Origin of the sequence: Streptomyces sp. W1SF4, from assembly GCF_003950035.1 — a bacterium.
Taxonomy (GTDB): domain Bacteria; phylum Actinomycetota; class Actinomycetes; order Streptomycetales; family Streptomycetaceae; genus Streptomyces; species Streptomyces racemochromogenes.
This window is the reverse complement of the sequence record NZ_CP034350.1, coordinates 5,811,581-5,834,026: the sequence shown is the minus strand read 5'-3', so window position 1 is coordinate 5,834,026 and position 22,446 is coordinate 5,811,581. Positions and strand designations below refer to the sequence as shown.

General features: G+C 74.0%; 20 protein-coding genes. 10 read left to right on the top strand and 10 right to left on the bottom strand.

Annotated features, from left to right (window positions below):
• Nucleotides 1-129 precede the first annotated feature (129 nt).
• Complete coding sequence (locus tag D1J60_RS27290; RefSeq protein ID WP_125606022.1) at nucleotides 130-525, bottom strand: cell division protein SepF; 396 nt, start codon at nucleotides 523-525, stop codon at nucleotides 130-132.
• A 98-nt stretch (nucleotides 526-623) separates the two neighbouring features.
• On the opposite strand from D1J60_RS27290, the gene D1J60_RS27285 reads away from it, so the two are divergent.
• From D1J60_RS27285 to D1J60_RS27275, 3 genes are all read left to right on the top strand, one after another.
• The gene (locus D1J60_RS27285; RefSeq protein WP_241253408.1) at nucleotides 624-1,289 is read left to right on the top strand and encodes a TetR/AcrR family transcriptional regulator; all 666 of its coding nucleotides are present in this window, start codon (nucleotides 624-626) and stop codon (nucleotides 1,287-1,289) included.
• Between the two features lie 43 nt (nucleotides 1,290-1,332).
• A complete protein-coding gene (locus D1J60_RS27280) occupies nucleotides 1,333-2,076 on the top strand; it encodes a DUF2470 domain-containing protein (RefSeq protein WP_125822862.1) in 744 nt (247 codons plus the stop codon).
• Between the two features lie 63 nt (nucleotides 2,077-2,139).
• Entirely contained in the window at nucleotides 2,140-3,060 is a 921-nt protein-coding gene (locus tag D1J60_RS27275; RefSeq protein ID WP_125822861.1) for an NADP-dependent oxidoreductase, read from the top strand.
• A gap of 127 nt (nucleotides 3,061-3,187) precedes the next feature.
• Here D1J60_RS27275 and D1J60_RS27270 read toward each other — a convergent pair whose 3' ends face one another.
• Genes D1J60_RS27270 through D1J60_RS27245 form a run of 6 tightly spaced genes read right to left on the bottom strand, consistent with a single transcriptional unit; the run spans nucleotide 3,188 to nucleotide 8,909 of the window.
• A complete protein-coding gene (locus tag D1J60_RS27270) occupies nucleotides 3,188-4,510 on the bottom strand; it encodes an LLM class flavin-dependent oxidoreductase (RefSeq protein WP_125822860.1) in 1,323 nt (440 codons plus the stop codon).
• A 49-nt stretch (nucleotides 4,511-4,559) separates the two neighbouring features.
• Nucleotides 4,560-5,510 carry an ABC transporter permease gene (locus D1J60_RS27265; protein ID WP_125822859.1) on the bottom strand — a complete coding sequence of 317 codons (951 nt, stop codon included), beginning with the start codon at nucleotides 5,508-5,510 and terminating at the stop codon, nucleotides 4,560-4,562.
• Entirely contained in the window at nucleotides 5,507-6,328 is an 822-nt protein-coding gene (locus D1J60_RS27260; RefSeq protein ID WP_125605021.1) for an ABC transporter ATP-binding protein, read from the bottom strand. Before D1J60_RS27260 ends, D1J60_RS27265 begins: the two co-directional genes overlap by 4 nt.
• 6 nt (nucleotides 6,329-6,334) lie before the next feature.
• A complete protein-coding gene (locus D1J60_RS27255; protein ID WP_125605019.1) occupies nucleotides 6,335-7,378 on the bottom strand; it encodes an ABC transporter substrate-binding protein in 1,044 nt (347 codons plus the stop codon).
• A gap of 24 nt (nucleotides 7,379-7,402) precedes the next feature.
• Nucleotides 7,403-7,948 carry an NADPH-dependent FMN reductase gene (ssuE, locus tag D1J60_RS27250; protein ID WP_125605017.1) on the bottom strand — a complete coding sequence of 182 codons (546 nt, stop codon included), beginning with the start codon at nucleotides 7,946-7,948 and terminating at the stop codon, nucleotides 7,403-7,405.
• Between the two features lie 31 nt (nucleotides 7,949-7,979).
• Entirely contained in the window at nucleotides 7,980-8,909 is a 930-nt protein-coding gene (locus D1J60_RS27245) for a TauD/TfdA family dioxygenase (RefSeq protein ID WP_125605015.1), read from the bottom strand.
• 742 nt (nucleotides 8,910-9,651) lie between these two features.
• Between D1J60_RS27245 and D1J60_RS27240 the strand changes: the two genes are divergently transcribed.
• The 4 genes from D1J60_RS27240 (at nucleotide 9,652) to meaB (ending at nucleotide 16,072) form a co-directional block, all read left to right on the top strand.
• Nucleotides 9,652-10,917: an ROK family protein gene (locus D1J60_RS27240; protein WP_125822858.1), complete on the top strand. Its 1,266-nt coding sequence runs from the start codon at nucleotides 9,652-9,654 to the stop codon at nucleotides 10,915-10,917.
• A 63-nt stretch (nucleotides 10,918-10,980) separates the two neighbouring features.
• Entirely contained in the window at nucleotides 10,981-12,867 is a 1,887-nt protein-coding gene (gene mutA, locus D1J60_RS27235; RefSeq protein ID WP_125822857.1) for a methylmalonyl-CoA mutase small subunit, read from the top strand.
• Between the two features lie 16 nt (nucleotides 12,868-12,883).
• The gene (scpA, locus tag D1J60_RS27230) at nucleotides 12,884-15,076 is read left to right on the top strand and encodes a methylmalonyl-CoA mutase (protein ID WP_125599768.1); all 2,193 of its coding nucleotides are present in this window, start codon (nucleotides 12,884-12,886) and stop codon (nucleotides 15,074-15,076) included.
• A gap of 12 nt (nucleotides 15,077-15,088) precedes the next feature.
• On the top strand, nucleotides 15,089-16,072 hold the full coding sequence (gene meaB, locus D1J60_RS27225; RefSeq protein WP_125822856.1) for a methylmalonyl Co-A mutase-associated GTPase MeaB: 984 nt from the start codon (nucleotides 15,089-15,091) through the stop codon (nucleotides 16,070-16,072).
• 56 nt (nucleotides 16,073-16,128) lie between these two features.
• On the opposite strand, the gene D1J60_RS27220 is transcribed toward meaB, so the two are convergent.
• Nucleotides 16,129-17,130 (bottom strand): asparaginase, encoded by a 1,002-nt coding sequence (locus D1J60_RS27220; protein WP_125822855.1) that lies wholly within the window; start codon nucleotides 17,128-17,130, stop codon nucleotides 16,129-16,131.
• Nucleotides 17,131-17,253: 123 nt separating this feature from the next.
• On the opposite strand from D1J60_RS27220, the gene D1J60_RS27215 reads away from it, so the two are divergent.
• Nucleotides 17,254-17,703 carry an Lrp/AsnC family transcriptional regulator gene (locus tag D1J60_RS27215; protein WP_042802011.1) on the top strand — a complete coding sequence of 150 codons (450 nt, stop codon included), beginning with the start codon at nucleotides 17,254-17,256 and terminating at the stop codon, nucleotides 17,701-17,703.
• 133 nt (nucleotides 17,704-17,836) lie between these two features.
• Nucleotides 17,837-19,666 carry an AfsR/SARP family transcriptional regulator gene (locus tag D1J60_RS27210; RefSeq protein WP_125822854.1) on the top strand — a complete coding sequence of 610 codons (1,830 nt, stop codon included), beginning with the start codon at nucleotides 17,837-17,839 and terminating at the stop codon, nucleotides 19,664-19,666.
• Nucleotides 19,667-19,700: 34 nt separating this feature from the next.
• On the opposite strand, the gene D1J60_RS27205 is transcribed toward D1J60_RS27210, so the two are convergent.
• On the bottom strand, nucleotides 19,701-20,261 hold the full coding sequence (locus tag D1J60_RS27205) for a hypothetical protein (protein WP_125822853.1): 561 nt from the start codon (nucleotides 20,259-20,261) through the stop codon (nucleotides 19,701-19,703).
• Between the two features lie 120 nt (nucleotides 20,262-20,381).
• On the bottom strand, nucleotides 20,382-21,170 hold the full coding sequence (locus D1J60_RS27200; protein WP_125599758.1) for a 4'-phosphopantetheinyl transferase superfamily protein: 789 nt from the start codon (nucleotides 21,168-21,170) through the stop codon (nucleotides 20,382-20,384).
• 219 nt (nucleotides 21,171-21,389) lie between these two features.
• On the opposite strand from D1J60_RS27200, the gene D1J60_RS27195 reads away from it, so the two are divergent.
• A complete protein-coding gene (locus tag D1J60_RS27195) occupies nucleotides 21,390-22,397 on the top strand; it encodes a TauD/TfdA family dioxygenase (RefSeq protein WP_125822852.1) in 1,008 nt (335 codons plus the stop codon).
• The last annotated feature ends 49 nt before the right edge of the window (nucleotides 22,398-22,446 follow it).

Here is a 22,446-nt window from a genome sequence, read left to right as displayed (position 1 = left end):
GGGTGTGACGGTCGGGGTGGCGGCGGGGCGGCCGGGTCCCGCCGCGTCCAGGGTGGCGTCCATGGCCGGACGGTACGGTCCGCGCGGGTGCCGGGGTGCCCGCCGAACCGTTTAGCCGCCGCGACCTTCCTACGATCGGGGGACGGCCGCGGCCGCGATCCCCTCCACCTCGGTCCCGACCGGGGCCAGCAGGAAGACGTTGCGGTCGACCCGGTGCATGCCGCTGCCCAGGCCGAAGACCACACCACTGCTGAAGTCGAGGATCCGCTTGGCCACTTCGCTGTCGGCGCCGGTGAGGTCCAGCAGTACGGGGATCTGTGCGATCAGGTACTCGGCCACCTCCCGCGCGTCGGCGAAGATCTGAACCCGGATCACCACGAAGCGCCGCTGTTCCGCCGCGGCCGCCCCGGGGGCCTTGGGGATGGTGCGGTGGTCCACCCGGGAGGGCCATTCGTTGCGACTGCGCAGGGGTACCACCTGCGCGAGTCCCTCCCACTGCTCGTCGGTGACGTCGTACCTGCTCACCGGGCCGCCTCGGCCGTGCGCTTCATGTGCATCCACCCATCCTCTCGCGTTTCACCCGTTCAGCCCAACACCGACACGAAGGACGTAGGGTCGCCGCCATGACCAATGGCGACGAGGTCCGCACGTTGAGCGACACCGCGGGCTCCGGCCCCGCCCGGTCGGGTGCCACGGGGAGGGCCGGGCCGGCCGTGCGGCCACCGCGCCGCGAGGACGCGATCCGCAACCGCGCGCAGATCCTGGCCGCCGCGGAGCAGTTGTTCACCGAGCGGGATCCGCGCGGCGTGACGATGGACCACATAGCCAAGGCGGCCGGCGTCGGGCGGGCGACGCTCTACCGCCGGTTCCCCGATCCGGCCTCCGTGGCCGCGGCACTGCTGGACGAGCACGAGCGGACCCTGCACGGGCGCCTCGCGTTCGGGCCGCCGCCGCTGGGGCCGGGCGCCCCGCCGGCGCAGCGGCTGGCCGCCTTCTACGCGGCGGCCCTGGAGCACCTGGAGCGGCACCTGCCGCTGGCGCTGGGCATCGGCCCGGGCCCGGCCCGGTTCGCGGGCGGCACGTACCGGCAGTGGCGGGCGCACGTCCGGGCCCTGCTCGTGGAGGCGGACGCCGACGACCCCGACGTCAGTGTGGACGCCCTGCTCAGCCCGCTCTCCCCGGAGGTCTACCAGTTCCAGCGGCACACCCTGGGCTTCGCGCCCGCGCGGATCGCCGAGACGCTCGGGCGGCTGGCGCGCGGGGTACTCCCCGACCCACAGATGGGTTAGGTTAGGCATACCTAAGTCAACCTCGAACGAGGGAGAGATCCGCATGCGCCTGCCCGGTGCCCCCGCCGCCACGCCCCCCGCCCGGCCCACCGAGGCCGAACGGGTCCGCTCCGTCCTGGCCGCCGCCCACTCGATGACCGTCGTCATCGACGGCGTGCGCCACGAGGTCCGCGACCTGGACGGCGGGGACGTGCTCGGCCGGCTGCACCTGCACCCCGCCGCGCCCCGGGCCGGGCAGCCGGCCCCGCTCCCGCTCCCGCACGACGGACCGCCCGCCATCCGGCTGGAGTTCACCGACATCGCCCCGACACCCGTACGCGACCGGGTGCGCGCCCGCGTCACCGTCCTGGGCCACCTGCTGACCCCCTGGGCCGACGGGTCCTCCGCCCCCGGGACCACCACCTGCGTGGAGTACGGCCGGGCGGTCCTGGAGACCGCGCGGGGAACCTCGTACATCGGGCTGGAGGAGCTGGACGGGGCCTGGCCCGACCCGCTGGCCACCTACGAGGCCGGCATGCTCACCCACCTCCTCGACGAGCACCCCGAACTGGTGACCCTGCTCCTGCGGCTGGTCCGGCCGCTGCCCTCGGCCGCCGTCCTGCGCGCGCTGCCGCTCGCCCTGGACCGGTACGGGATCACCCTGCGCCTGGAGGAGCGCGCCGGCCACCGCGACGTGCGCCTGCCCTTCCCCTCCGTCCTCGACGACGTCGACCAGGCGGGCACCCAGATCCAGGCCCTGCTCAGCGCGGCCCGGCGGCGCTCGCACCGCAACTCCCTCCCCGCTTGAGGATCGCTCGAACCGGGGTGTCGACCCGGAATTCCCGCCTTGACCTGCTCCGTTGTGGCGTACATGAAGGCAATCACCTACAGCAGTTACGGAACTCCCGCCCGGCTGGAGCTCGTTGAGGCACCCGAGCCCAAGGTCGGCCCCGGGGAGGTCCTGATCCGGGTCAAGGCCGCCGGGGTCAACCCGGTGGACTGGAAGCTCGCCGCCGGATACCTCGATGCGATCCTCGAAGTGCGCTACCCCGTCATACCCGGCTGGGACGTGGCCGGAGTCGTCGAAGCCGTCGGCCCCGACACCTTCGACTTCGCCGTCGGCGACGAGGTCTACGGGTACGTCCGCAAGGAGTGGGTCGAACTCGGCACCTACGCCGAGCTCGTCGCGGCCCCCGTGCGGACGCTGGCCCGCAAGCCGCGCGCCCTGACCTTCGAGCAGGCCGCGGGCGTCCCGCTGGCCGGCCTCACCGCGTACCAGTCCCTCACCCGCGTGGACGTCAAGGCCGGCGAGACCGTCGTCATCCACTCCGCCGCGGGCGGCACCGGCTCCCTCGGCGTGCAGATCGCCGTCGCGCTCGGTCTGCGCGTCATCGGCACGGCCGGCGCGCACAACCACGACTACCTGCGCTCCCTCGGCGCCGAGCCCGTCCTGTACGGGGACGGCCTCGCGGACCGGATCCGCGAGCTCGCCCCCGAAGGCATCGACGCCGGGCTGGACTTCTTCGGCGCAGGAGCCGTGGAGGTCCTCCAGTCGCTCGTCAAGGAGCGCGGCCGGGTGGTCTCCATCGCCGACTACGAAGCCGCCGCCAAGGGCGCGCACCAGCCGTGGGTGCGCCCGGACACCGCCGACCTGACGTTCCTGGCGGAACTCGCCGACTCGGGCCGCCTCACGGTCAACGTCGAACACGCGCTGCCGCTCGCCGAGGCCGCGAAGGCCTGGGAGCTCAGCGCCGCGGGCCGCACCCGGGGCAAGATCGTCCTGACGGTCTGAGCGCCGGCCGGGCGCAGCCGGGGGCCGCGTGCGGTCGGCCCCGGGAGCCGTCCGGACCCGGAACGCGAACGGGCCCCCGGAGCACGCGCTCCGGGGGCCCGTACCGTTCCCCTCCCCCCTCGCCCCCCTACCGGGTGTGGCGGTTGGCGGGGCGCGCCAGGCCGTAGTTCTCGCGCAGGGTGCGCCCCTCGTACTCGGTGCGGAACAGCCCCCGCTCCTGGAGGACCGGCACGACCTGGTCGACGAAGTCGGTGAGGCCGGTGGGCAGCACGGGCGCCATGATGTTGAAGCCGTCGGCCGCGCCCTGGGTGAACCACTCCTCCAGCTGGTCGGCGATCTGCTCGGCGGTGCCCGCGAAGACCCGGTGGCCGCGCCCGGCGCCGAGGCGCGCGATCAGCTGGCGCAGGGTGAGCCCGTCGCGGCGGGCGATCTCGGCGACGAGCGTGAAGCGGCTCTTGTTGCCGTTGATCTCCCGCTCCTCGGGGAGCTCGGGCAGCGGGCCGTCGAGGTCGGCGCCGGTGAGGTCGGTGCCCAGCATCCCCGACAGCTGGGCGAGCCCGTACTCGGGGACCTGGAGCTCGGTGAGCTCCCGTTCCAGTGCCTTCGCCTCGGCCTCGGTGGCGCCGATGACGGGGGCGATGCCGGGCAGGACGAGCAGCTCGTCCTCGGTGCGGCCGTAGCGGGCGAGGCGGGACTTGAGGTCCTTGTAGAAGGTCTGGCCGTCGGCGAGGGTCTGCTGCGCGGTGAAGACGGCCTCCGCGTACTGGGCCGCGAACTCCTTGCCGGACTCGGACGAGCCGGCCTGCACGAGCAGCGGGTGGCCCTGCGGGGAGCGCGGCACGTTGAGCGGGCCCGCGACGCCGAAGTACTCGCCCTTGTGCGCGGCCGGGTGGAGCTTGTCGGTGTCGGCGTAGATGCCGCGCTCCTTGTCGAGGACGATCGCGTCGTCCTCCCAGCTGTCCCAGAGCTTGGTGGCGACGTCGAGGAACTCGCGGGCCCGGTCGTAGCGCAGCCCGTGCTCCAGGTGCTCCTCCCGGTTGAAGTTGCGGGCCTCGTCGAGGGTGCCGGAGGTGACGATGTTCCAGCCGGCCCGGCCGCCGCTGATGTGGTCGAGGGAGGCGAACTTGCGGGCGAGGTTGTAGGGCTCGTTGAAGGTGGTGGAGACGGTGGCGATCAGGCCGATGTGCTCGGTGACGGCGGCGATGGCGGAGAGCAGGGTGATCGGCTCGAAGCCGCCGAGGGCGTTGTAGCGGGCCTTGCCCCACAGGGCCACGCCGTCCGCGAAGAAGATCGAGTCCAGTCGTCCGCGTTCGGCGGTGCCGGCCAGCTCCTGGAAGTAGCGCACGTCGGTGATGCGCTCGGGGGTGCTGGCCGGGTGCCGCCAGGCGGCGTCGTGGTGGCCTGCGTTCATCAGGAAGGCGTTGAGGTGGAGGGTGCGGGGTGCGGGCATGTCTGTTCCCTGGGTCGGGCGGGCGGGAGGGCGGGCGCGGGCCCGGTGGTCAGGCGGGGACGCGCCAGAGGCTGAGGCGGCGTTCGACCGCCACCAGGACCTGGTTGAAGGCCACGCCGATGGCCGAGATCGTGACGATCCCCGCGTACATCTGCGGGATGGCGAAGTTGAACTGCGAGGCGTTGATCAGGTAGCCGAGCCCCGCCTTGGCGCCGATCATCTCGGCGGCCACCAGCACCAGGATCGACACCGCTCCGGCCAGCCGGATGCCGGTGAAGACGGCCGGGACGGAGGCCGGGAGGATCACCTTCTGGAAGAGCCTGGGCGTCGACAGGTTCATCGACCGGGCCAGCCGGACCAGGGTGGGGTCCGCGTTGCCGACGGCACTGATGGTGTTCAGGAGGATCGGCCAGACGCAGGCGTAGACGACGATCGACACCTTCGAGGTCTCCCCGATGCCGAGGAGCAGGACGAAGACGGGGAGCAGCGCGAGGGCCGCCGTGTTGCGGAACAGCTCCAGCAGCGGGCCGAGGAAGGCCGCGACGGGCCGGTACCACCCGATCAGGAGACCGAGCGGGACCGCCACCGCGACGGCGATGGCGAAGCCGCCGAAGGACCGGGTGAGACTGGCCCACGTGTGCTCGCCGAGCTGGCCGTCGCCGAGCAGCTCCCACCAGGCCCGGGCCACCTCGCTGACCGGGGGCAGGAAGGTGGCGTCGACCAGGCCGAGCCGGGGTGCGGCCTCCCACAGCGCGAGCAGGGCGAGGATCGCCGCCGACCGCAGCAGCGAGGCCCGCAGCCAGCGCAGTACGGGCACCGACCGGGCCGGCCGGGGAGCGGCGGGCGCGGCGGGGGCGGGGGCGGCGGGGGCCGCCGGCCGCGCCCCGTCCCGTAGGGCGTCCGGGGCGGCGGGGGCCGGGGCGGCGGGGACGAGCGTGCCGGTCCCGGCGCGGGTGGCGCTGGCGGTGGCGGTGGCGGTGACGGGTGTGTCGGTGCTCATGCGGCGGCCTCTTCCTTCTCCAGTTGCTGGGCGCGGGCCACCTCGTCGTGGAGCAGGCTCCAGATCTCGTGGCGGTAGCGGGCGAACTCCGGGCTGGAGCGCAGGTCCTCGCCGGTGGACCCGGTGAGCCGGTCGCCGAGCGAGACCGGGACGACCTCCTTGACCCGGCCGGGCCGGGAGGTGATGACGGCCACCCGCTGCCCGAGGTACACGGCCTCCTCGATGCCGTGCGTGATGAAGACGACGGTCTTGCCGGTCCGCTGCCAGATGCGCCGCAGTTCGTCCTGGAGGGACTCGCGGGTCTGCGCGTCCAGCGCTGCGAAGGGCTCGTCCATCAGCAGCACGTCCGGGTCGTACGCCAGCGAGCGGGCGATGGCGACCCGCTGGCGCATCCCGCCGGACAGCTCGTGCGGATGCCGGTCCTCGAATCCGCGCAGTCCCACCAGGTCGAGGAACTCCCGGGCCTTCGCCGCCCGTTGTCTGCGCGGGACGCCGGTGGCCTCCAGGCCGAACTCGACGTTGCCGAGCGCGGTGCGCCAGGGCAGGAGCGCGTACTGCTGGAAGACGATGCCCCGGTCCAGCCCCGGCCCGGTGACGGGCTCGCCGTCGAGCAGGATGCGGCCGGAGGTGGGCCGGGTGAGGCCGCCGAGGAGGTCCAGGAGGGTGGACTTCCCGCAGCCGCTGGGGCCGACGACGACCAGGAACTCCCCCGCCGCGATCTCCAGGTCGATCCCGTCGAGCGCGGTGAACTCGGCGCCCTTTCCGCCCCCCTTGACCGGGAAGGTCTTGGTCACGGACTCGAACACGATCTTGGCCATGGCGGTTCAGCCCTTCCCCTGGCCGTTGAACTCGTTGGTGTACAGGTCGGCGGCCTTGAGCTGGCCGGGCTTGATCTCGCCCCGCTCGCCGAGCCAGTCCAGCCAGAGCTGGAACTCCTTGTCCTCGATCCGCCCGTACTGCCCGGCGACCCCGTAGGAGCGCCAGTACTGGAGGGTGGCCGTGTCCTCGTTGCGGCCGCGCTTCTTGACGATCTCGGTCTGGCGGGCGATGACCTCCTGGCGCGGGGTGGTGCGCGACCATTCGATGGCCTTGCCGATCCCGGTGACGAAGGTGCGGACGGTGTCCGGGTTCTGCTTCACGAACTGCTTCGTCATCACGTAGGAGCCGGCGCTGAACTTGCCGAGCAGGTCGTAGTCGCTGAACAGCGGCCTGATGCCGCCGGCCGCGAGGGCCTTGTCGCGCAGGACGCCGCCCAGCACGCCGACCTCGATCTGCTTCTGCCGCAGCACCTGCTCGGTGTTGACGGGCGGCACGACGAGCGCCTCGACCTTGGCCGATTCCGCCTTCGATATCCCGTTGCGGCTCAGGTAGATGTCCAGGAGGGCCTGGGAGTGCGCGCCCAGGGTGTTCATGCCGACCTTCTTGCCGAGCAGGTCGCGGGCCGAGCGGATCGGGCTGTCCTCCAGGACGTAGTAGCCGCTGTACGCGTCCTGGTCGACGCCGTAGTAGGAGATGACGGAGGTGATCGGGGCCTTGCTGGAGGCGAGTTTGACGATGGCGCCGTTGAAGGCGCCGCCGAAGTGGATCTGGCCGGTGGCGGCGGACTGGATGTCCTGCGGGCCGCTGATGGTGTTGCCGACCCACTCCAGCTTGAGGTTCCCGAGGTAGCCGAGGTCGGCGGCCAGCTCGGGAAGGGTGACGGCGCCCACGCTGCCCTGGTACTTCAGCGTGGTGACCTGGCCGCCGGGGCGGCCGGAGCCGCCTCCGGTGGCGGTGGCCGTGCCGCAGCTCACCGCGGCCGCCGAGATGCCGAGCAGGGTCAGGAACTGGCGCCGGGAACGGGTGGCGGTGGTGGATGCTGCGGACATGACGGTTCCTTGGGGTGCGGGACGTTACGGGACGGTGGTCAGGGCGGGGAAGGCGTCGGCGAACTCGTCGACGGCCTGGAAGAGGTCCAGCTCGGCCTCGGGGCGCAGCCGGTCGGGGCCGGCCCCGCGCTCGACCGAGGAGTCCAGGACGAACCGGCCGGCGGTGACGTGCCGGGCGCCGAGGGCGGCGAGCACCGGGCGCAGGGCGTAGTCGATCGTCAGGACGTGGGCGAGGCTGCCGCCGGTGGCCAGCGGCAGGACGGTCTTCCCGGCCAGGCCGTCCTGCGGGAGCAGGTCGAGGAAGGCCTTGAGGAGGCCGGTGTACGAGGCCTTGTAGACCGGGGTCGCGATGACCAGGCCGTCGGCTGCGGCGACGGCCTCCAGGGCGCTGCGGATCTCCGGCTCACCGCGCCGGGCGGCCAGCAGGTCGGCGGCGGGGAGGGTGCGTACGGACAGGTGCGCGGTCTCGAACCCGGCGTGGGCCAGGCGCCGCAGCACGTGGTCGGCGACGACCTCGGTGCGGGAGTGGGCGGAGGGGCTGCCGGTGAGGGCGAGCAACTTGGACGGCACGGCGTGCTCCGTTCTCGGGCGCGGGGGGGGGTCAGGCGGAGGTCGAGGCTCCGGACGCGATGCCGAAGGACGGCTCGGGTACGGCCTCGGGGCTGATCAGGCGGGAGGGCACCCCGTCGGGCCCGACCGGGACGTCGCCGTCGACGGTGACCCGGCGCAGGGTGCGCTCGTGGTCGTCGGAGTCGTCGACGCCGTAGTGCTGGGTGGCGCGGTTGTCCCAGATCGCGACGTCACCGGTGCGCCACTGCCACCGCACGGTGTTCTCGGGGCTCTCGACGTGCGCCTGGAAGAGGTCCACCAGGGCCCGCGAGTCCCGGCCGGTCAGGCCCTGGATCCGCTGCACGAAGTTGCCGAGGAGCAGGGTCCGCTCACCGGTCTCGGGGTGGACGCGGACCAGCGGGTGCTCGGTGAGGAAGGAGGTGGAGGTGAACACCTCCCGGTACTGGGCGAGGGCCTCGGGGAGGGCGTCCGGCTTCAGGGCGGCGTAGTCGTACTCGTTGGAGTGCACGGCCCGCAGCCCGTCGGCGAGCGCCCGCAGCGGCTCGGGCAGGTGGGAGTAGGCGGTGGCGGTGTTGGCCCAGAGCGTGTCGCCGCCGTACGGGGGGATGGTGACGGCCCGCAGGATCGAGAAGGCGGGGTAGGCGGGGACGAAGGTCACGTCGGTGTGCCACTGATTGGCGCGGGCGCCGTGGTGGGAGTCGATGCCGAGGGCGTAACGCCCGTCCGCGGAGGGCACGGTGGGGTGCGCGACGGGCGTCCCGAGCAGCCGGGCGAAGGCCTCGTGGGAGGCCTCGTCCAGGTGGTCCTGGTCGCGGAAGAAGACGACCTTGTGGGCGAGCAGGGCGGCCCGGACCTCGGCGACGGTCTCGGCGGCGAGCTCGCCGCCCAGGCGGACGCCGCCGATCTCGGCGCCGATGCGGCCGCCGATCTTCGTGACGGTGGTGGCGGTGGCGGTGGCCATGAGGACTCCTCGGTGTTTATTTCCGCAGCGGAAGAAATGGACGCAGCAGTAACCCGGCACCCGGCGGTACGCCGGGGCACGGCGGAGCGGTGGTGCGGGAGCGGCCGGGGGCTGCGCCCCGGACCCCGCGGCGATCACGCGGCGGGGGTGCGGGGCGGCCGGGGGCCGGCGGGTCGGGGGCTCAGGCCCCGAGAAGGGCCGGACAGCGGCCCGGACACCGGCCGGGCGCGCTACAGGGTCCGGAGGTGTGGAGCCGCGGGGCGGGGTACGCGTTCGCGGTCATGACTCGGAGCCTGTCAGCGCCCCCGCCCGGGGTCAACCCCCGCCCACTCCCCCTCCGCGGCCCCGCCCCAGGCCCCTGACCTGCACCTTCGCAACCCGCAACGGCCGAAAAGCCGTGGCCGGATTTCACGGGGCCGCAACGCCCCCGCCATGTCGCTCCGCAGGGGGCGGGGGGGGAGGCGGTAGCCCGCCGGGGCGGTCAGGGGCTGCCGTCGACCCGGAGCCCGCCCCGCAACCGACGCGCGCCCGCGCTCCGGGCCGTGGGGCGCGCCCCCGCCGCGGTGCCGGGCGAGGTCCGCACCCCGCGCCCGCGGGGGCGGACGCCGTCCCGGGGTCGTCCCCCGGAGGTCACCTCGCCGCGGCAGGGTGCCTCGTACCCCCCGGGGCGAGGGGGAGGAGGCTCGCGCGCCGCACCTGCCCCGCGCCACGAACCTCCCGCCCCGCCCGGCATCATCGACGCATGACGAGAATGCCGGGCGACGGCCGGGGGGCCGCCAATGCCGCCGCCGTGCTGCGGACCGTGCTGGACCACGGACCCGTCGCGCGGAGCGGGATCTCCGCCCTGTGCGGGCTGAGTCCCGCCGCGGTGTCGCGGCAGGCGACCGGGCTGCTGCGGGCCGGGCTGCTGCGCGAGCTGCCCGGGCCCCCGGCGCACGCCGGGTCCGGTCGGCCGCGGGTGCCGCTCGACCTGCACACCGGGGCCGTCGGCGGGCCCGTCGCCGCCGGGCTGCACATCGGGGTGCCCTCCTCCACCTTCAGCCTCGTCGACCTGCGCGGCCGGACCCTGGCCCGCCGCTCCCTCCCCCACCACGCCGGGCGGAACGACCCCGCCCTCATCGCCTGCGCGCTCCGCGACTTCCTCCGCGACTCCGACACCGGCCGCCCCCTGCTCGGCCTCGGCGCGGCCCTCGGCGGCTGGGTCCGCCCCGACACCGGGACCGTCGTGCGCCACCCCGCGCTCGACTGGCACGACCGCCCCCTCGCGGACGAACTCGGCGCCGCCCTCCGGCTCCCCGTCCGGGTCGACAACCACGCCCGGGCCGTCGCGGCCGCCGAGGTCCTGTTCGGGCACCCGGCGGCCCGCCGCAGCCTCGTCCACCTGTTCATCGGCAACGTCGTCGACGCCGCGTTCGGCATCGAGGGCACCGTCCACCAGGGCCCGGGCTCCGCCGCCGGCGACGTCGCCCACCTCCCCGTGCCCGGGTCCGGCGCCGCCTGCGCGTGCGGCCGTACGGGGTGCCTCCAGGCGGCCGCCTCCGACACCGCGCTCGGCGCCGAGGCCGTGCGGCGGGGCATCGTCCCCGATCCGTCGGTCCCCCTCCTGGCCGACGCCGCGGCCGCGGGCGACCCGCGCGCCGACCGGCTGCTGCGCGAGCGCGCCCGGGACGTGGGGCGGGCCGCGGCCCTGCTCCTCGACGTGTTCAACCCGGCGGTCATGGTCGTCACGGAGCTCTCCAGCGTCCTGAACGACGCCTACCTCGACGAGATCCGCACCGCCGCCCTGGAGCGCTCCCGCGTCTGCGACGACCCCGCCCGGATCGTGGCCCCGCACGCCGGCCCGGCCGTACTCCCCCAGGCCGCCGCGACCGTCCTCCTGGCCCCGCTGTTCCGGGACCCGGCGGGCGGCTCCCCGGCCCCCAGCACGGACCCCGTCCCGGCTCCCACCCCACCTCCACCCCACCCCGACCCCACTCCCACCCCGCCCCCGACCCCACAGCTCATCTGAGAGGGGGAGATCACATCCGGTGGTTCTGGTAACCGCCGAGTAGCCACCCCTAGCATTCGAGCCATGACGGTCCTGCCTGACGACGGGCTCTCCCTGGCCGCCGAATTTCCTGACACGACACATGAGCAGTGGCAACGCCTCGTCGAGGGCGTACTGCGCAAGTCGGGCAAGGAAGTCACCGGCGAGGCAGCGGAAGCAGCACTGTCCACCAAGCTAGAGGACGGGCTCATCACCCGCCCGCTGTACACGGCGCGCCCCGAAGCGGACGGCCCCGACGCGGACGGCCCCGACACCGGCTTCCCCGGGTTCGCGCCCTTCGTACGGGGCGGCACCCCCGAAGGCGGCAGCGCCTCGGGCTGGGACGTGCGCCAGCGCATCGCGGGCAGTGATCCGGTACGGGTCAACGAGGCGGCCCTCGCCGACCTGGAGAACGGCACCACCTCCCTCTGGCTGACCGTCGGCCGGCAGGGCGTACCCGCCGAGGCCCTGGGCCGCGCCCTGCAGGACGTCTACCTCGACCTCGCCCCGGTCACCCTGGACGCCGGAGCCGAATACGCCGACGCCGCGCGCGCGTTGCTCGCCCTGTACGCGGAGCGCGAGGTGGCCCCCGAGGCCGCCCGCGCCGCGCTCGGCATCGACCCGCTGGGCCACGAGGCCCGCACCGGCGAGGCCGTGGACACCGCCCCCGCCGTGGAGATCGCCCGCGAGGCGGCCGCGTCCTGGCCGGGCGTGCGCGCGCTGACCGTCGACGCCCTGCCGTACCACGAGGCCGGCGGCTCGGCGGCCGAGGAGCTCGGCCTGTCCCTGGCCACCGGCGTCGCGTACCTGCGCGCCCTCACCGGGGCCGGCCTCGGCACCGAAGCCGCCTTCGGGCAGCTGGAGTTCCGCTACTCGGCGACCGCCGACCAGTTCCTGACCATCGCCAAGCTGCGTGCCGCGCGCCGCCTGTGGGCCCGGATCGCCGAGGCCTGCGGCACCCCCGAGGCGGGTGCGCAGCGGCAGCACGCCGTGACCTCGCCGGTGATGATGACCCGCCGCGACCCGTGGGTGAACATGCTGCGGACCACCGTGGCCTGCATGGCGGCCGGTGTGGGCGGCGCGGACTCCGTCACCGTGCTCCCGTTCGACAGCGAGCTGGGTCTGCCGGACGCCTTCGCGCGCCGCATCGCACGCAACACCTCGACCGTCCTCCTGGAGGAGTCGCACCTGGCCCGGGTGATCGACCCGGCGGGCGGCTCGTACTACGTGGAGCAGCTCACCGACGAACTGGCGCACGCGGCCTGGGAGTTCTTCCAGACCGTCGAGCGAGCCGGCGGCCTGGCCGCCGCGCTGCGATCCGGGCTGGTCGCGGAGCGGCTCGCGGCCACGTGGGCGGCGCGCTCCAAGAAGCTGGCCACCCGCCGCGAACCGGTCACCGGGGTCAGCGAGTTCCCGCTGCTGTCGGAGAAGCCCCTGGTCCGCGAGGCGGCTCCGGCCGCGCCCTCGGGCGGTCTGCCGCGGGTGCGGCGCGACGAGGCGTACGAGGCGCTGCGCGCCCGCAGTGACGCGCACCTGGAGGCCACCGGCAGCCGGCCGCGGATCTTCCTCGCGGCCCTGGGCCCGGCCTCCGCGCACACCGGGCGGGCGACCTTCGCGTCGAACCTGTTCCAGGCGGGCGGCATCGAGCCCGTGCACGACCCGGTGTCGGTGGACGCGGCGAACGCCGCCGAGGCGTACGCGGCGAGCGGCGCGGACGGTGTGGCGGTGCTGTGCTCCTCGGACGCGCTGTACGAGGAGCGGGCCGCGGCGGTGGCCGCCGCCCTGCGCGGTGCCGGCGCGACGACGGTGTTCCTCGCGGGCAAGCCCGGCACCTGCGCCGACGCGGTGGACGAGTACGTGTTCGCCGGCTGCGACGCGGTCGCCGTGCTGTCCTCCGTACTCGACCGGATGGGAGTGCCCCGTGACCAGTGAGCGCCGTGTGAGCAGCATCCCCGATTTCTCCGAGCTCGCCCTCGGTGCGGCCCCGCGCGGCGCCACCGAGGACCAGTGGCGCGCCGCGGTGAAGGAGTCCACCGGCACCACCCCTGCCGACCTGCTGTGGGAGACGCCCGAGGGCATCGGCGTACAGCCGCTGTACACGGGACGTGACCTGGAGGGCCTGGACTTCCTGCGGACCTACCCGGGTGCGGCGCCGTACCTGCGCGGCCCGTACCCGACGATGTACGTGAACCAGCCCTGGACGATCCGGCAGTACGCCGGTTTCTCCACGGCCGAGGAGTCCAACGCCTTCTACCGGCGCAACCTGGCGTCCGGGCAGAAGGGCCTGTCGGTGGCGTTCGACCTGCCGACGCACCGCGGCTACGACAGCGACCACCCGCGCGTGACGGGCGACGTCGGCATGGCCGGCGTGGCGATCGACTCGATCTACGACATGCGCCAGCTGTTCGACGGCATCCCGCTGGACAGGATGTCGGTGTCCATGACGATGAACGGCGCGGTGCTGCCGGTCCTCGCCCTGTACATCGTGGCGGCGGAGGAGCAGGGCGTCTCGCCCGACAAGCTCGCCGGGACCATCCAGAACGACATCCTCAAGGAGTTCATGGTCCGCAACACCTACATCTATCCGCCGAAGCCCTCGATGCGGATCATCTCGGACATCTTCTCCTTCACCTCGCAGAAGATGCCGCGCTACAACTCCATCTCGATCTCCGGGTACCACATCCAGGAGGCGGGGGCCACGGCCGACCTGGAGCTGGCCTACACCCTGGCCGACGGCGTGGAGTACCTGCGGGCCGGGCAGGGCGCCGGGCTGGACGTGGACGCGTTCGCGCCGCGGCTGTCGTTCTTCTGGGCGATCGGCATGAACTTCTTCATGGAGGTCGCGAAGCTGCGCGCGGCGCGCCTGCTGTGGGCGAAGCTGGTCAGGCAGTTCGACCCGAAGAACGCCAAGTCCCTCTCCCTGCGCACCCATTCGCAGACGTCGGGCTGGTCGCTGACGGCGCAGGACGTCTTCAACAACGTCACGCGCACCTGCATCGAGGCGATGGCCGCGACCCAGGGCCACACCCAGTCGCTGCACACGAACGCCCTCGACGAGGCGCTGGCCCTGCCGACGGACTTCTCGGCGCGCATCGCCCGCAACACCCAGCTGCTGCTCCAGCAGGAGTCGGGGACCTGCCGGTCGATCGACCCGTGGGGCGGCAGCGCGTACGTGGAGAAGCTGACGTACGACCTGGCGCGCCGGGCGTGGCAGCACATCCAGGAGGTCGAGGCGGCCGGCGGCATGGCGCAGGCCATCGACGCGGGCATCCCGAAGCTGCGCGTGGAGGAGGCCGCGGCCCGTACGCAGGCGCGGATCGACTCGGGCCGGCAGCCGGTGATCGGCGTCAACAAGTACCGGGTGGAGAACGACGAGCAGATCGACGTCCTCGTGGTCGACAACTCCTCGGTGCGCGCGCAGCAGATCGCCAAGCTGCGGCGGCTGCGCGAGGAGCGCGACGAGGCGCGCACGCAGGACGCGCTGCGGGCTCTGACGAACGCGGCGGAGCGCGGCGCGGGCCAGGGCCTGGAGGGCAACCTGCTGGCGCTGGCGGTGGACGCGGCGCGGGCCAAGGCCACGGTCGGTGAGATCTCGGACGCACTCGAGAAGGTGTACGGGCGCCACGCGAGCCAGATCCGTACGATCTCGGGTGTGTACCGCACCGAAGCAGGCGAGTCCCCGTCCGTGGAGCGCACCCGTGCGCTCGTCGACCGGTTCGAGGAGGCGGAGGGCCGCCGTCCGCGCATCCTGGTCGCGAAGATGGGCCAGGACGGCCACGACCGCGGCCAGAAGGTCATCGCGACGGCCTTCGCCGACCTGGGCTTCGACGTGGACGTCGGCCCGCTGTTCCAGACCCCCGCGGAGGTGGCCCGCCAGGCCGTCGAGGCGGACGTCCACGTGGTGGGCGTCTCGTCGCTGGCGGCCGGCCACCTGACCCTCGTACCGGCGCTGCGCGAGCAGCTGGCGGAGGAGGGGCGCGAGGACATCATGATCGTGGTGGGCGGTGTGATCCCGCCGGCGGACGTCCCGAGGCTGCTGGAGATGGGTGCGACGGCGGTCTTCCCGCCGGGCACGGTCATCCCGGACGCCGCCCACGACCTGGTGACGCGGCTGGCCGCGGACCTGGGCCACGAGCTGTAGGCGGCCGAGCGGATGCCCCCGAGGATCGACATCGACGTGTACGTGAAGGGCGTGCTCGACGGGAAGCGCGCGCACGTCGCGCGCGCCATCACCCTGGTCGAGTCCACCCGGGCGGACCACCGGGCCCTGGCCCAGCGGCTGCTGACGGAGCTCCTGCCCCATGCGGGAAAGGCGCGCCGGATCGGCATCAGCGGGGTGCCGGGGGTGGGCAAGTCCACCTTCATCGACGCGTTCGGCTCGATGCTGACGGGCCTGGGGCACCGGGTCGCGGTCCTGGCGGTGGACCCCTCGTCCACGCGCACGGGCGGCTCCATCCTGGGTGACAAGACCCGGATGGAGCGCCTCGCGGTCGACCCGGCGGCCTTCGTGCGGCCCTCGCCCTCGGCGGGGACGCTGGGCGGGGTCGCGAAGGCCACGCGCGAGTCGATGATCGTGATGGAGGCGGCGGGCTACGACGTGGTCCTGGTGGAGACGGTCGGCGTCGGCCAGTCGGAGACCACGGTCGCCGGGATGGTCGACTCCTTCCTGCTCCTGTCGCTGGCCCGTACGGGCGACCAGCTCCAGGGCATCAAGAAGGGCGTCCTGGAACTGGCGGACGTCCTCGCGGTGAACAAGGCGGACGGCCCGCACGAGCGCGACGCGAAGGCCGCGGCCCGGGAACTGTCGGGCGCGCTGCGCCTGATGCACCCGGCGGACGCGGCGTGGACCCCGCCGGTGCTGACGTGCAGCGCGCGGGAGTCCTCGGGCCTGGACGAGGTCTGGAACCGCCTGGAGCAGCACCGGACGGTCCTGGAGACGGGCGGCAGGCTGGCGGCCAAGCGGGCGGCGCAGCAGGTGGAGTGGACGTGGTCGATGGTCCGCGACGAGCTCCTGGACCGCCTCCGCTCGAACCCGGCGGTGCGCGAACTGGCCCCCGGTCTGGAAGCCTCCGTCCGGGCGGGCACCGTCACGCCGACATCGGCGGCGGACCGGATCCTGGACGCGTTCGGAGGCTGATCCGGTCTCCCGGCGGGCCCGTCACCGTCGTACGGGGGCGGGCCCGCGCGCGTTCCCTACGCGTCGACCAGGACCGGGTCCGGGGTGCCCAGGGCCGCGCGCAGGGTCTGGGTGCGGGTGGCGGGGTCGGGGGCGGACAGGAGGGCCGCGAGGACGGCGATGCGGGCCTGGCCGGCGCGCAGGGTGCCGGTGGGGACGGCTCCGGCCGCGACGAGGTCGACCGCGCCGCCGTGCGTGTAGATCTCGGTGACCGGGCCGGCGGCGACCCGCGTGGTCAGGGCGACGAGGACGCCGCGGGCGACGGCGGCCCGTACGGCTTCGACGATCTCCGGGGTGGCGTTGCCCGCGCCGGTGCCGATGAGGACGACGCCCTGGGCGCCTGCCTCGACGGCGGCGTTCAGCAGCAGCGGGTCGGCGTCGGCGTGGTGCATGACCATGTCGACGCGCGGCGGCAGCTCGGGCATGGCGGGCAGGGCGAGGGGGGCCGGGCGCTCGGGGGTGCGGAGCACGGCGACCTTGCCGAAGCCGATCTTGCCGAGGAGTTCCTTCGAGGGGTCCGCGAAGGCGTCCAGGGCCACGGCCTGGGTCTTCACGGTGCCGCGGGCGGCGTGGACCCGGCCGGCGAAGGTGATCAGGACGCCCAGCCCGCGCGTGGTCGCGGCGGTGAGGAGGGCGTCGTAGAGGTTGCCCGGGCCGTCGCCGTCGGCGGAGCCCATGGGGAGCTGCGAGCCGGTGAAGACGACGCTGCGCGCGTCGTGGTGGTGCAGGTCGACCAGGAAGGCCGACTCCTCCAGGGTGTCGGTGCCGTGGGTGACGACGATGCCGTCGACGCCGGGGTCGGCGAGGACCTCGTGGACGGTGCGCAGCAGGGTCAGCTGGTGGGCGGTGGTGAGGCGGGGGCTGTTCACGCTGAACAGGTCGACGACCTCGACGCTGACGCCCTCGGGCAGCGGTGCGGTGGCCATGACCTCGCGGCCGTCCGCCTCGGCGGCGAAGCCCGAGCCCATCCACCGGCTGGCTATCGTCCCGCCGGTGCTGATGACGACGATGCGCCCCATGGCCACCCTTCCTTCGTATGCTTCGTACAGATTTTCTGGAGGGGGCAATGATAGTGACATCTACGCGCAATGCGATTGCGCGTTTGGGCCGAGCTGCAATAAAAGCTGAGTGATAATTGCGCGATGGACGCGATTGACCGTGAAATCTTGCGCGAGCTCCAGCGCGACGGCCGGCTCAGCAACCAGGAGCTGGCCCAGCGCGTGGGCCTGACCCCCTCCCCCTGCATGCGCCGGGTGCGCCAGCTGGAGCAGGACGGGGTGATCCAGGGCTACCGCGCGGTCATCGACCCCGAGGCGGTGGGCCGGGGCTTCGAGGTGCTGGTGTCGGTGGAGGTCCGCCGGGACCGGGACGCCGTCGAGGCCTTCGAGGCCGCCCTCCAGGACATCCCCGACGTGGTGGAGGCCTACCGGCTGTTCGGCAGCCCCGGCTGCCTGCTGCGCATCGCGGTCGCGGACCTGCGCGCGTACGAGCGGCTGTGGATCGAGAGGCTGACGGCGCTCGAGGGGGTCACCGAGGTCAACTCCCAGATCATCATGAAGCGCGTCAAGGACCCCACCGGCCTGCCCGTGTGAGTCGGCGCCACCCCCGTGGCCTGCGGATATCACCGCGGTCCGGGAGGCGCACGGCGAGCGATAACCCTCCAATAAGGCCCCCGCATAGCTTCTGGAATCCAGAACGGACGCTCACACCAGAAGGGGGTGCCGCATGGACTTCCGGCTGCTCGGGCCGATCGAGGCCAAACGGGGAGGCGGCGCTACGATCCCGCTCTCCGGTTCGAAGGTGCACACGGTGCTCGCCGCGCTGCTGCTGTCCGAGGGACGCGTGGTCTCCGACGCACGGCTCAGCGCGCTCCTGTGGGGGTGGGACCCGCCGGCCACGGCGAGCGCGCAGATCTACACGTACATGTCGAGGCTGCGCAAGCACCTCGGCGAGGAGATCGAGATCGTCCGGCGCCAGCCCGGCTACGTGCTGCGGGCGCCCGGGGCGTGGATCGACCTGACCGAGTTCACCCGGCTCGACCGGCTGGGCCGCGAGGCCCTCGCCGACCGGCGCTTCGAGGAGGCCGGGACGCTGCTGCGCGACGCGCTGGACCTGTGGCGGGGCACCGCGCTGGCCAACGCGACCGAGCAGATGATCGAGGCGGAGCTGCCCCCGCTGGAAGAGGCGCGGATGATCGCGCTGGAGAGCCGGATCGAGGCCGACCTGGCCGTCGGGCGGCACGAGCAGGTGACCGCCGAGCTGACCGGACTGGTCGCCGAGCACCCCGTGCGGGAGCGGCTGCGCGCCCAGCTGATGACGGCCCTGTACCGCTGCGGTCGGCAGGCCGACGCGCTGCACACCTACTACGAGGGGCGCGCGGTCCTCGCCGACCAGCTGGGCGTGGACCCGGGCGAGGCGCTGGGCTCCACCTACCAGGCGGTGCTCGGCGGCGGACTGGGCCTGGCCTCGGCCGCGCCCCCGGCGTCCGCCGCGGAGGCCGCGGCGGCCGCGGCGGTGCCCGCGGGACGGGCCGCGCCCTCGACGCTGCCCGCGCCCTACGGGGAGTTCACCGGACGCGGGGCCGAACTGGCCTCGCTGTGCGAGCGGTTGACCCGCGAGGACGGCCGCCCGCGCCGGCTGCTGATCACCGGCATGGCCGGGGTGGGCAAGACGGCGCTCGCGGTGCGGGCGGCCCAGGACTGCGCCGCGCGCTTCCCCGACGGGCAGCTGTACGTGGAGCTGTGCCACCCGGACGGCGCCCCGAAGGAGCCCGCCGAGGTGCTGGTGCGGCTGCTGCGCGCCCTCGGGGAACCCCCGGCGGCGGCCGCCGCGCAGGATCTGGAGGAGCTGGTGCGGCTGTACCGGACCCGCACCTCGGGCGCCCGGCTGCTGCTGGTGCTGGACGGGGCGGTGGGCGACCGGCAGGTGGCGCCGCTGCTGCCGGGCGGCCCGGAGGCGGCGGTGCTGATCACCGGTCAGGCCCGGCTGGCCCGGGTGGCGGGCGCGGACACCACCGCGCTGACCCCGGTCGACGACGACGAGGCGATGGAGCTGCTGGCCTCGCTGGTGGGCCGGGACCGGCTGGAGGCGGACCCGGACGCGGCCGACGACCTGGTGGCGTACTGCGCCGGGCTGCCGCTGGCCCTCGCGGTGACGGGGGCCCGGCTCGCGGCGCGGCCGCACTGGCCGGTGGCCCGGCTGGCGGCCCGGCTGGCCGATCCGGAGGGCCGGCTGGCCGAGCTGGCGTACGGGGACGTGAGCGTGCGCGAGGCGCTGGTGCACTGCGTGCGCCGGGTCGGCGGCCCGGAGCTGGCCACGCTGACCGGGCTCGCCGACTGGGACGGGGAGCCGTTCTCCGCCCAGTACGCGGCGCTGGTGCTGGGCACCGCGGAGGAGGAGGCGGAGTCGGCCCTGGACGCCCTGGTGGACGGCGCCCTGATGGAGCTGTCCGGGCTGGACGCCCAGGGCAGGCCGCTGTACCGGTGCAACGACCTGGTACGGCTGCTGGCGGCCTCGCTGACCACGCGGGACGCCTTCCCCTCCGCGGTGCGGTGAACCCGTGGCCGGCCGGGCACCTACGGGGCGGCGCTCACCAGGAGCTGTGGGAGCGCGGCTGGAAGGTGCCGGCCGGCCGCAGGGCGGGCTCGATGGTCTCCCGGACGATGGTCCACACGTCGCCGACGACCCGCTCGCGCGGCGGGCGCGGCGACCGGGAGAGGGCGTCGGCGGCGATGGCCCACGCGGAGGCGACCGCGGCGGTGGCCCGGACCTCGGCGGAGGGCTTCGCGGCCTTCGCCCGGGCCCGTCCCACGTCGATGCGGAACGCGAGTTCGGCGGCCTGGGCCAGCTGGACCTCGCGGATGAGCCGGGTGACGGGCAGCGCGAAGACGGCGGGCGAGAGCGGGTGTTCGTACACCCGGCGGACCCAGGTGGAGAAGCGCAGCCGCTCCCGCTCCTCCCAGCCGCCGCGTGCGGCCGGGCCCGGGTCGTCCTGCTCGACGGCCTCCGCGATCCGGGTGAAGTAGGCCTCCAGGTCCTCGGTGGTCAGGCCCAGCAGGGTGGTGCCGGCCGGGGTCTGGGACGCGGGCCGGCCGGGGCCGGAGTGGGCGGTGATCAGCTCTTCCACAGGGAGGAAGGACTCGATGGTCATGGCTCTGCGGGCCTTTCGCTGAGGCGGTACCGGGGCGGTCCGGCGGGGACGGGTGCGCGGCGGGCGCGGTGCTGGTGCAGGGGCTGGGGCTGGTGCTGGTGCTGGGGCGGTGCGCGGGTTTCAGGGGGTGGCCGGCCGGTCCGTGTGGTGGTGGACGGGGCCGTGCGCGGCGGGTCCCGCCGGCCGGGCCAGTGCCACGGCGACCCCGTCGAACACCCGGAGGTCCTCCACGGTCCAGGCGGTGGTCCGGCCGCGGTGGGTGTGGGTGACCCGGACGGGGCCCGTGCGGGCGGGATGGGTTTCCAGCAGGCCGAGTTCGACCCCGGACAGGCCGAGGCCGGTGGCCTTGACCACGGCCTCCTTCCGGGTCCAGATCCGGTGGAAGGCCGCGTCCCGTTCGGGCCCCTGGGGCAGGGCGGCCAGGTGGGCGCGCTCGGCGGGGGTCAGGTCCGGGTCGGTGGTCGCCGAGCGGCGCACGGGCCGCAGGGCCTCTGCGTCGATGCCGATCGCGGGGCCGGCGCCGAGCGCGAAGACACCGCAGCCGTTCGTACGGCTCGTGCTGAGCGCGAGCGGCACCGGCGGGACGACCAGCCGGGGCGGACCGTGGCTGCCGTCGCCGCAGCCGGGACAGGCGTCCCGGCCCAGGGCGATGTCCCGGGGTTCGAGGCGGAACAGCTCCCCGAGTGCCCGGCGGGCGGCGGCGCGGGAGCGGACGAAGGCCGCGGCGTCGCGTTCCGCGGGCAGGGACAGCGCCCGCCGGAACTCCTCGGTGTCCAGCAGCGGCAGGTCGGCCGGATCGGTGTTCTCGGGCGGACGCCACCACCAGACGTGGGCCTCCCCCTGGGCGCCCAGGGCGCCGGCCGCGGCGACCGCCGCGCCGTGGGCGGGGTCCTCTTCCCTCAATGCCATGAAATCCTCCCTTCTTCTCCCCCGTCGAACGGTGCGGGAACTGCGGCCGGCCGGCGTATTCCACCGGGGACAAAGCCGCCCCATAAGCATTCGGCGGACAACTATGTGCCGCCTATACCTCTTTCCGCTGCACGTTCGGGAGTGTTTTCCATAGGAATGTGATAGGGCACGTCCGGAAACTGACTCGGGTCAAGGCTCATCTACCCCGAGGAATTCTTCATGCCAAGGACGCGAGAGCACACCCTTACCCTTCCCGAGACCGGTACGACGCCGGACGCCGTCACCCTCACCGACGCCGAGCGCGACGAACTGGTCGCCCTCGCCTCCGGGGTGCTCGCCGCCGGGCCGGCACGGATCGACGAGCCGGCCTGGCTGGACACCGTCCGGGACGCCTCGGCGATGCTGCCCCGCCGGATCCTCGCCGAGCTGCGCCGCTTCCGGCACGACGCCGGACCGGACGCGGTGCTGCTGCTGCGCAACGTGCCGGTGGTGGCGAGCGAACCGCTGCCGGAGACGCCGAGCGTGCCCGGTTCGGTGGAGCGGGTGCCGGCCGTGGCGTCGGCCCTGGTCACGGCCGCGATGATGCAGCTCGGCGAGGTCATCGCCTATCGCAGCGAGAAGACCGGCGCCCTGGTGCAGAACGTCGTGCCGGTGCCGGGGAGCGAGAATTCCCAGAGCAACGCGGGATCGGTTCTGCTGGAACTCCACGTCGAGAACGCCTTCCATGACAACAAGCCCGACTACGTGGGGCTGCTGTGCGTGCGCGAGGACGCGACGGGCGACGCCAAGCTGTGCACCTCCTCGATACGGCGGGCGCTCCCGCTGCTTTCCGAGCGCACGGTCGCGGTACTGGCCGCGCCGCGGTTCCTCACCGAGCCGCCGCCGTCCTTCGGCGACCTGAATTCCGTCACGCCGGCGCACCCCATCCTGGTCGGGGACCGCGAGGACCCGAACATCCTGGTGGACTTCGCCGCGACGCACCCGCTGGACGACGAGGCCGCGGCCGCCATGTCCGAGCTGCGCGAGGCGCTCATGCGGACGATGTCGGCGCTGGCGCTGCGGGTCGGCGACCTCGCCGTGGTGGACAACCGGCTCGCCGTGCACGGCAGGACCTCCTTCACCCCTCGTTACGACGGCCAGGACCGCTGGCTGCACCGGGTGTACGCGCACCTGGACCACCGGCGCAGCCGGGTGGACCGCAAGGGCGGCGGGGCGGTGCTCGACTGAGGACCGGACCGCACGCACCGAAGGCCGGAGGGCCGGCCCCCGTGAGGGG

Coding starts and splice junctions, on each gene's coding strand:
- D1J60_RS27195 (WP_125822852.1), top strand. CDS start 21,390: ATGCCAAGGACGCGAGAGCACACCCTTACCCTTCCCGAGACCGGTACG.
- D1J60_RS27240 (WP_125822858.1), top strand. CDS start 9,652: ATGACGAGAATGCCGGGCGACGGCCGGGGGGCCGCCAATGCCGCCGCC.
- D1J60_RS27265 (WP_125822859.1), bottom strand. CDS start 5,510: ATGAGCACCGACACACCCGTCACCGCCACCGCCACCGCCAGCGCCACC.
- D1J60_RS27215 (WP_042802011.1), top strand. CDS start 17,254: ATGGACGCGATTGACCGTGAAATCTTGCGCGAGCTCCAGCGCGACGGC.
- D1J60_RS27270 (WP_125822860.1), bottom strand. CDS start 4,510: ATGCCCGCACCCCGCACCCTCCACCTCAACGCCTTCCTGATGAACGCA.
- D1J60_RS27285 (WP_241253408.1), top strand. CDS start 624: ATGACCAATGGCGACGAGGTCCGCACGTTGAGCGACACCGCGGGCTCC.
- D1J60_RS27200 (WP_125599758.1), bottom strand. CDS start 21,170: ATGGCATTGAGGGAAGAGGACCCCGCCCACGGCGCGGCGGTCGCCGCG.
- D1J60_RS27260 (WP_125605021.1), bottom strand. CDS start 6,328: ATGGCCAAGATCGTGTTCGAGTCCGTGACCAAGACCTTCCCGGTCAAG.
- D1J60_RS27210 (WP_125822854.1), top strand. CDS start 17,837: ATGGACTTCCGGCTGCTCGGGCCGATCGAGGCCAAACGGGGAGGCGGC.
- mutA (WP_125822857.1), top strand. CDS start 10,981: ATGACGGTCCTGCCTGACGACGGGCTCTCCCTGGCCGCCGAATTTCCT.
- D1J60_RS27275 (WP_125822861.1), top strand. CDS start 2,140: ATGAAGGCAATCACCTACAGCAGTTACGGAACTCCCGCCCGGCTGGAG.
- D1J60_RS27280 (WP_125822862.1), top strand. CDS start 1,333: ATGCGCCTGCCCGGTGCCCCCGCCGCCACGCCCCCCGCCCGGCCCACC.
- meaB (WP_125822856.1), top strand. CDS start 15,089: ATGCCCCCGAGGATCGACATCGACGTGTACGTGAAGGGCGTGCTCGAC.
- D1J60_RS27205 (WP_125822853.1), bottom strand. CDS start 20,261: ATGACCATCGAGTCCTTCCTCCCTGTGGAAGAGCTGATCACCGCCCAC.
- D1J60_RS27220 (WP_125822855.1), bottom strand. CDS start 17,130: ATGGGGCGCATCGTCGTCATCAGCACCGGCGGGACGATAGCCAGCCGG.
- D1J60_RS27255 (WP_125605019.1), bottom strand. CDS start 7,378: ATGTCCGCAGCATCCACCACCGCCACCCGTTCCCGGCGCCAGTTCCTG.
- D1J60_RS27245 (WP_125605015.1), bottom strand. CDS start 8,909: ATGGCCACCGCCACCGCCACCACCGTCACGAAGATCGGCGGCCGCATC.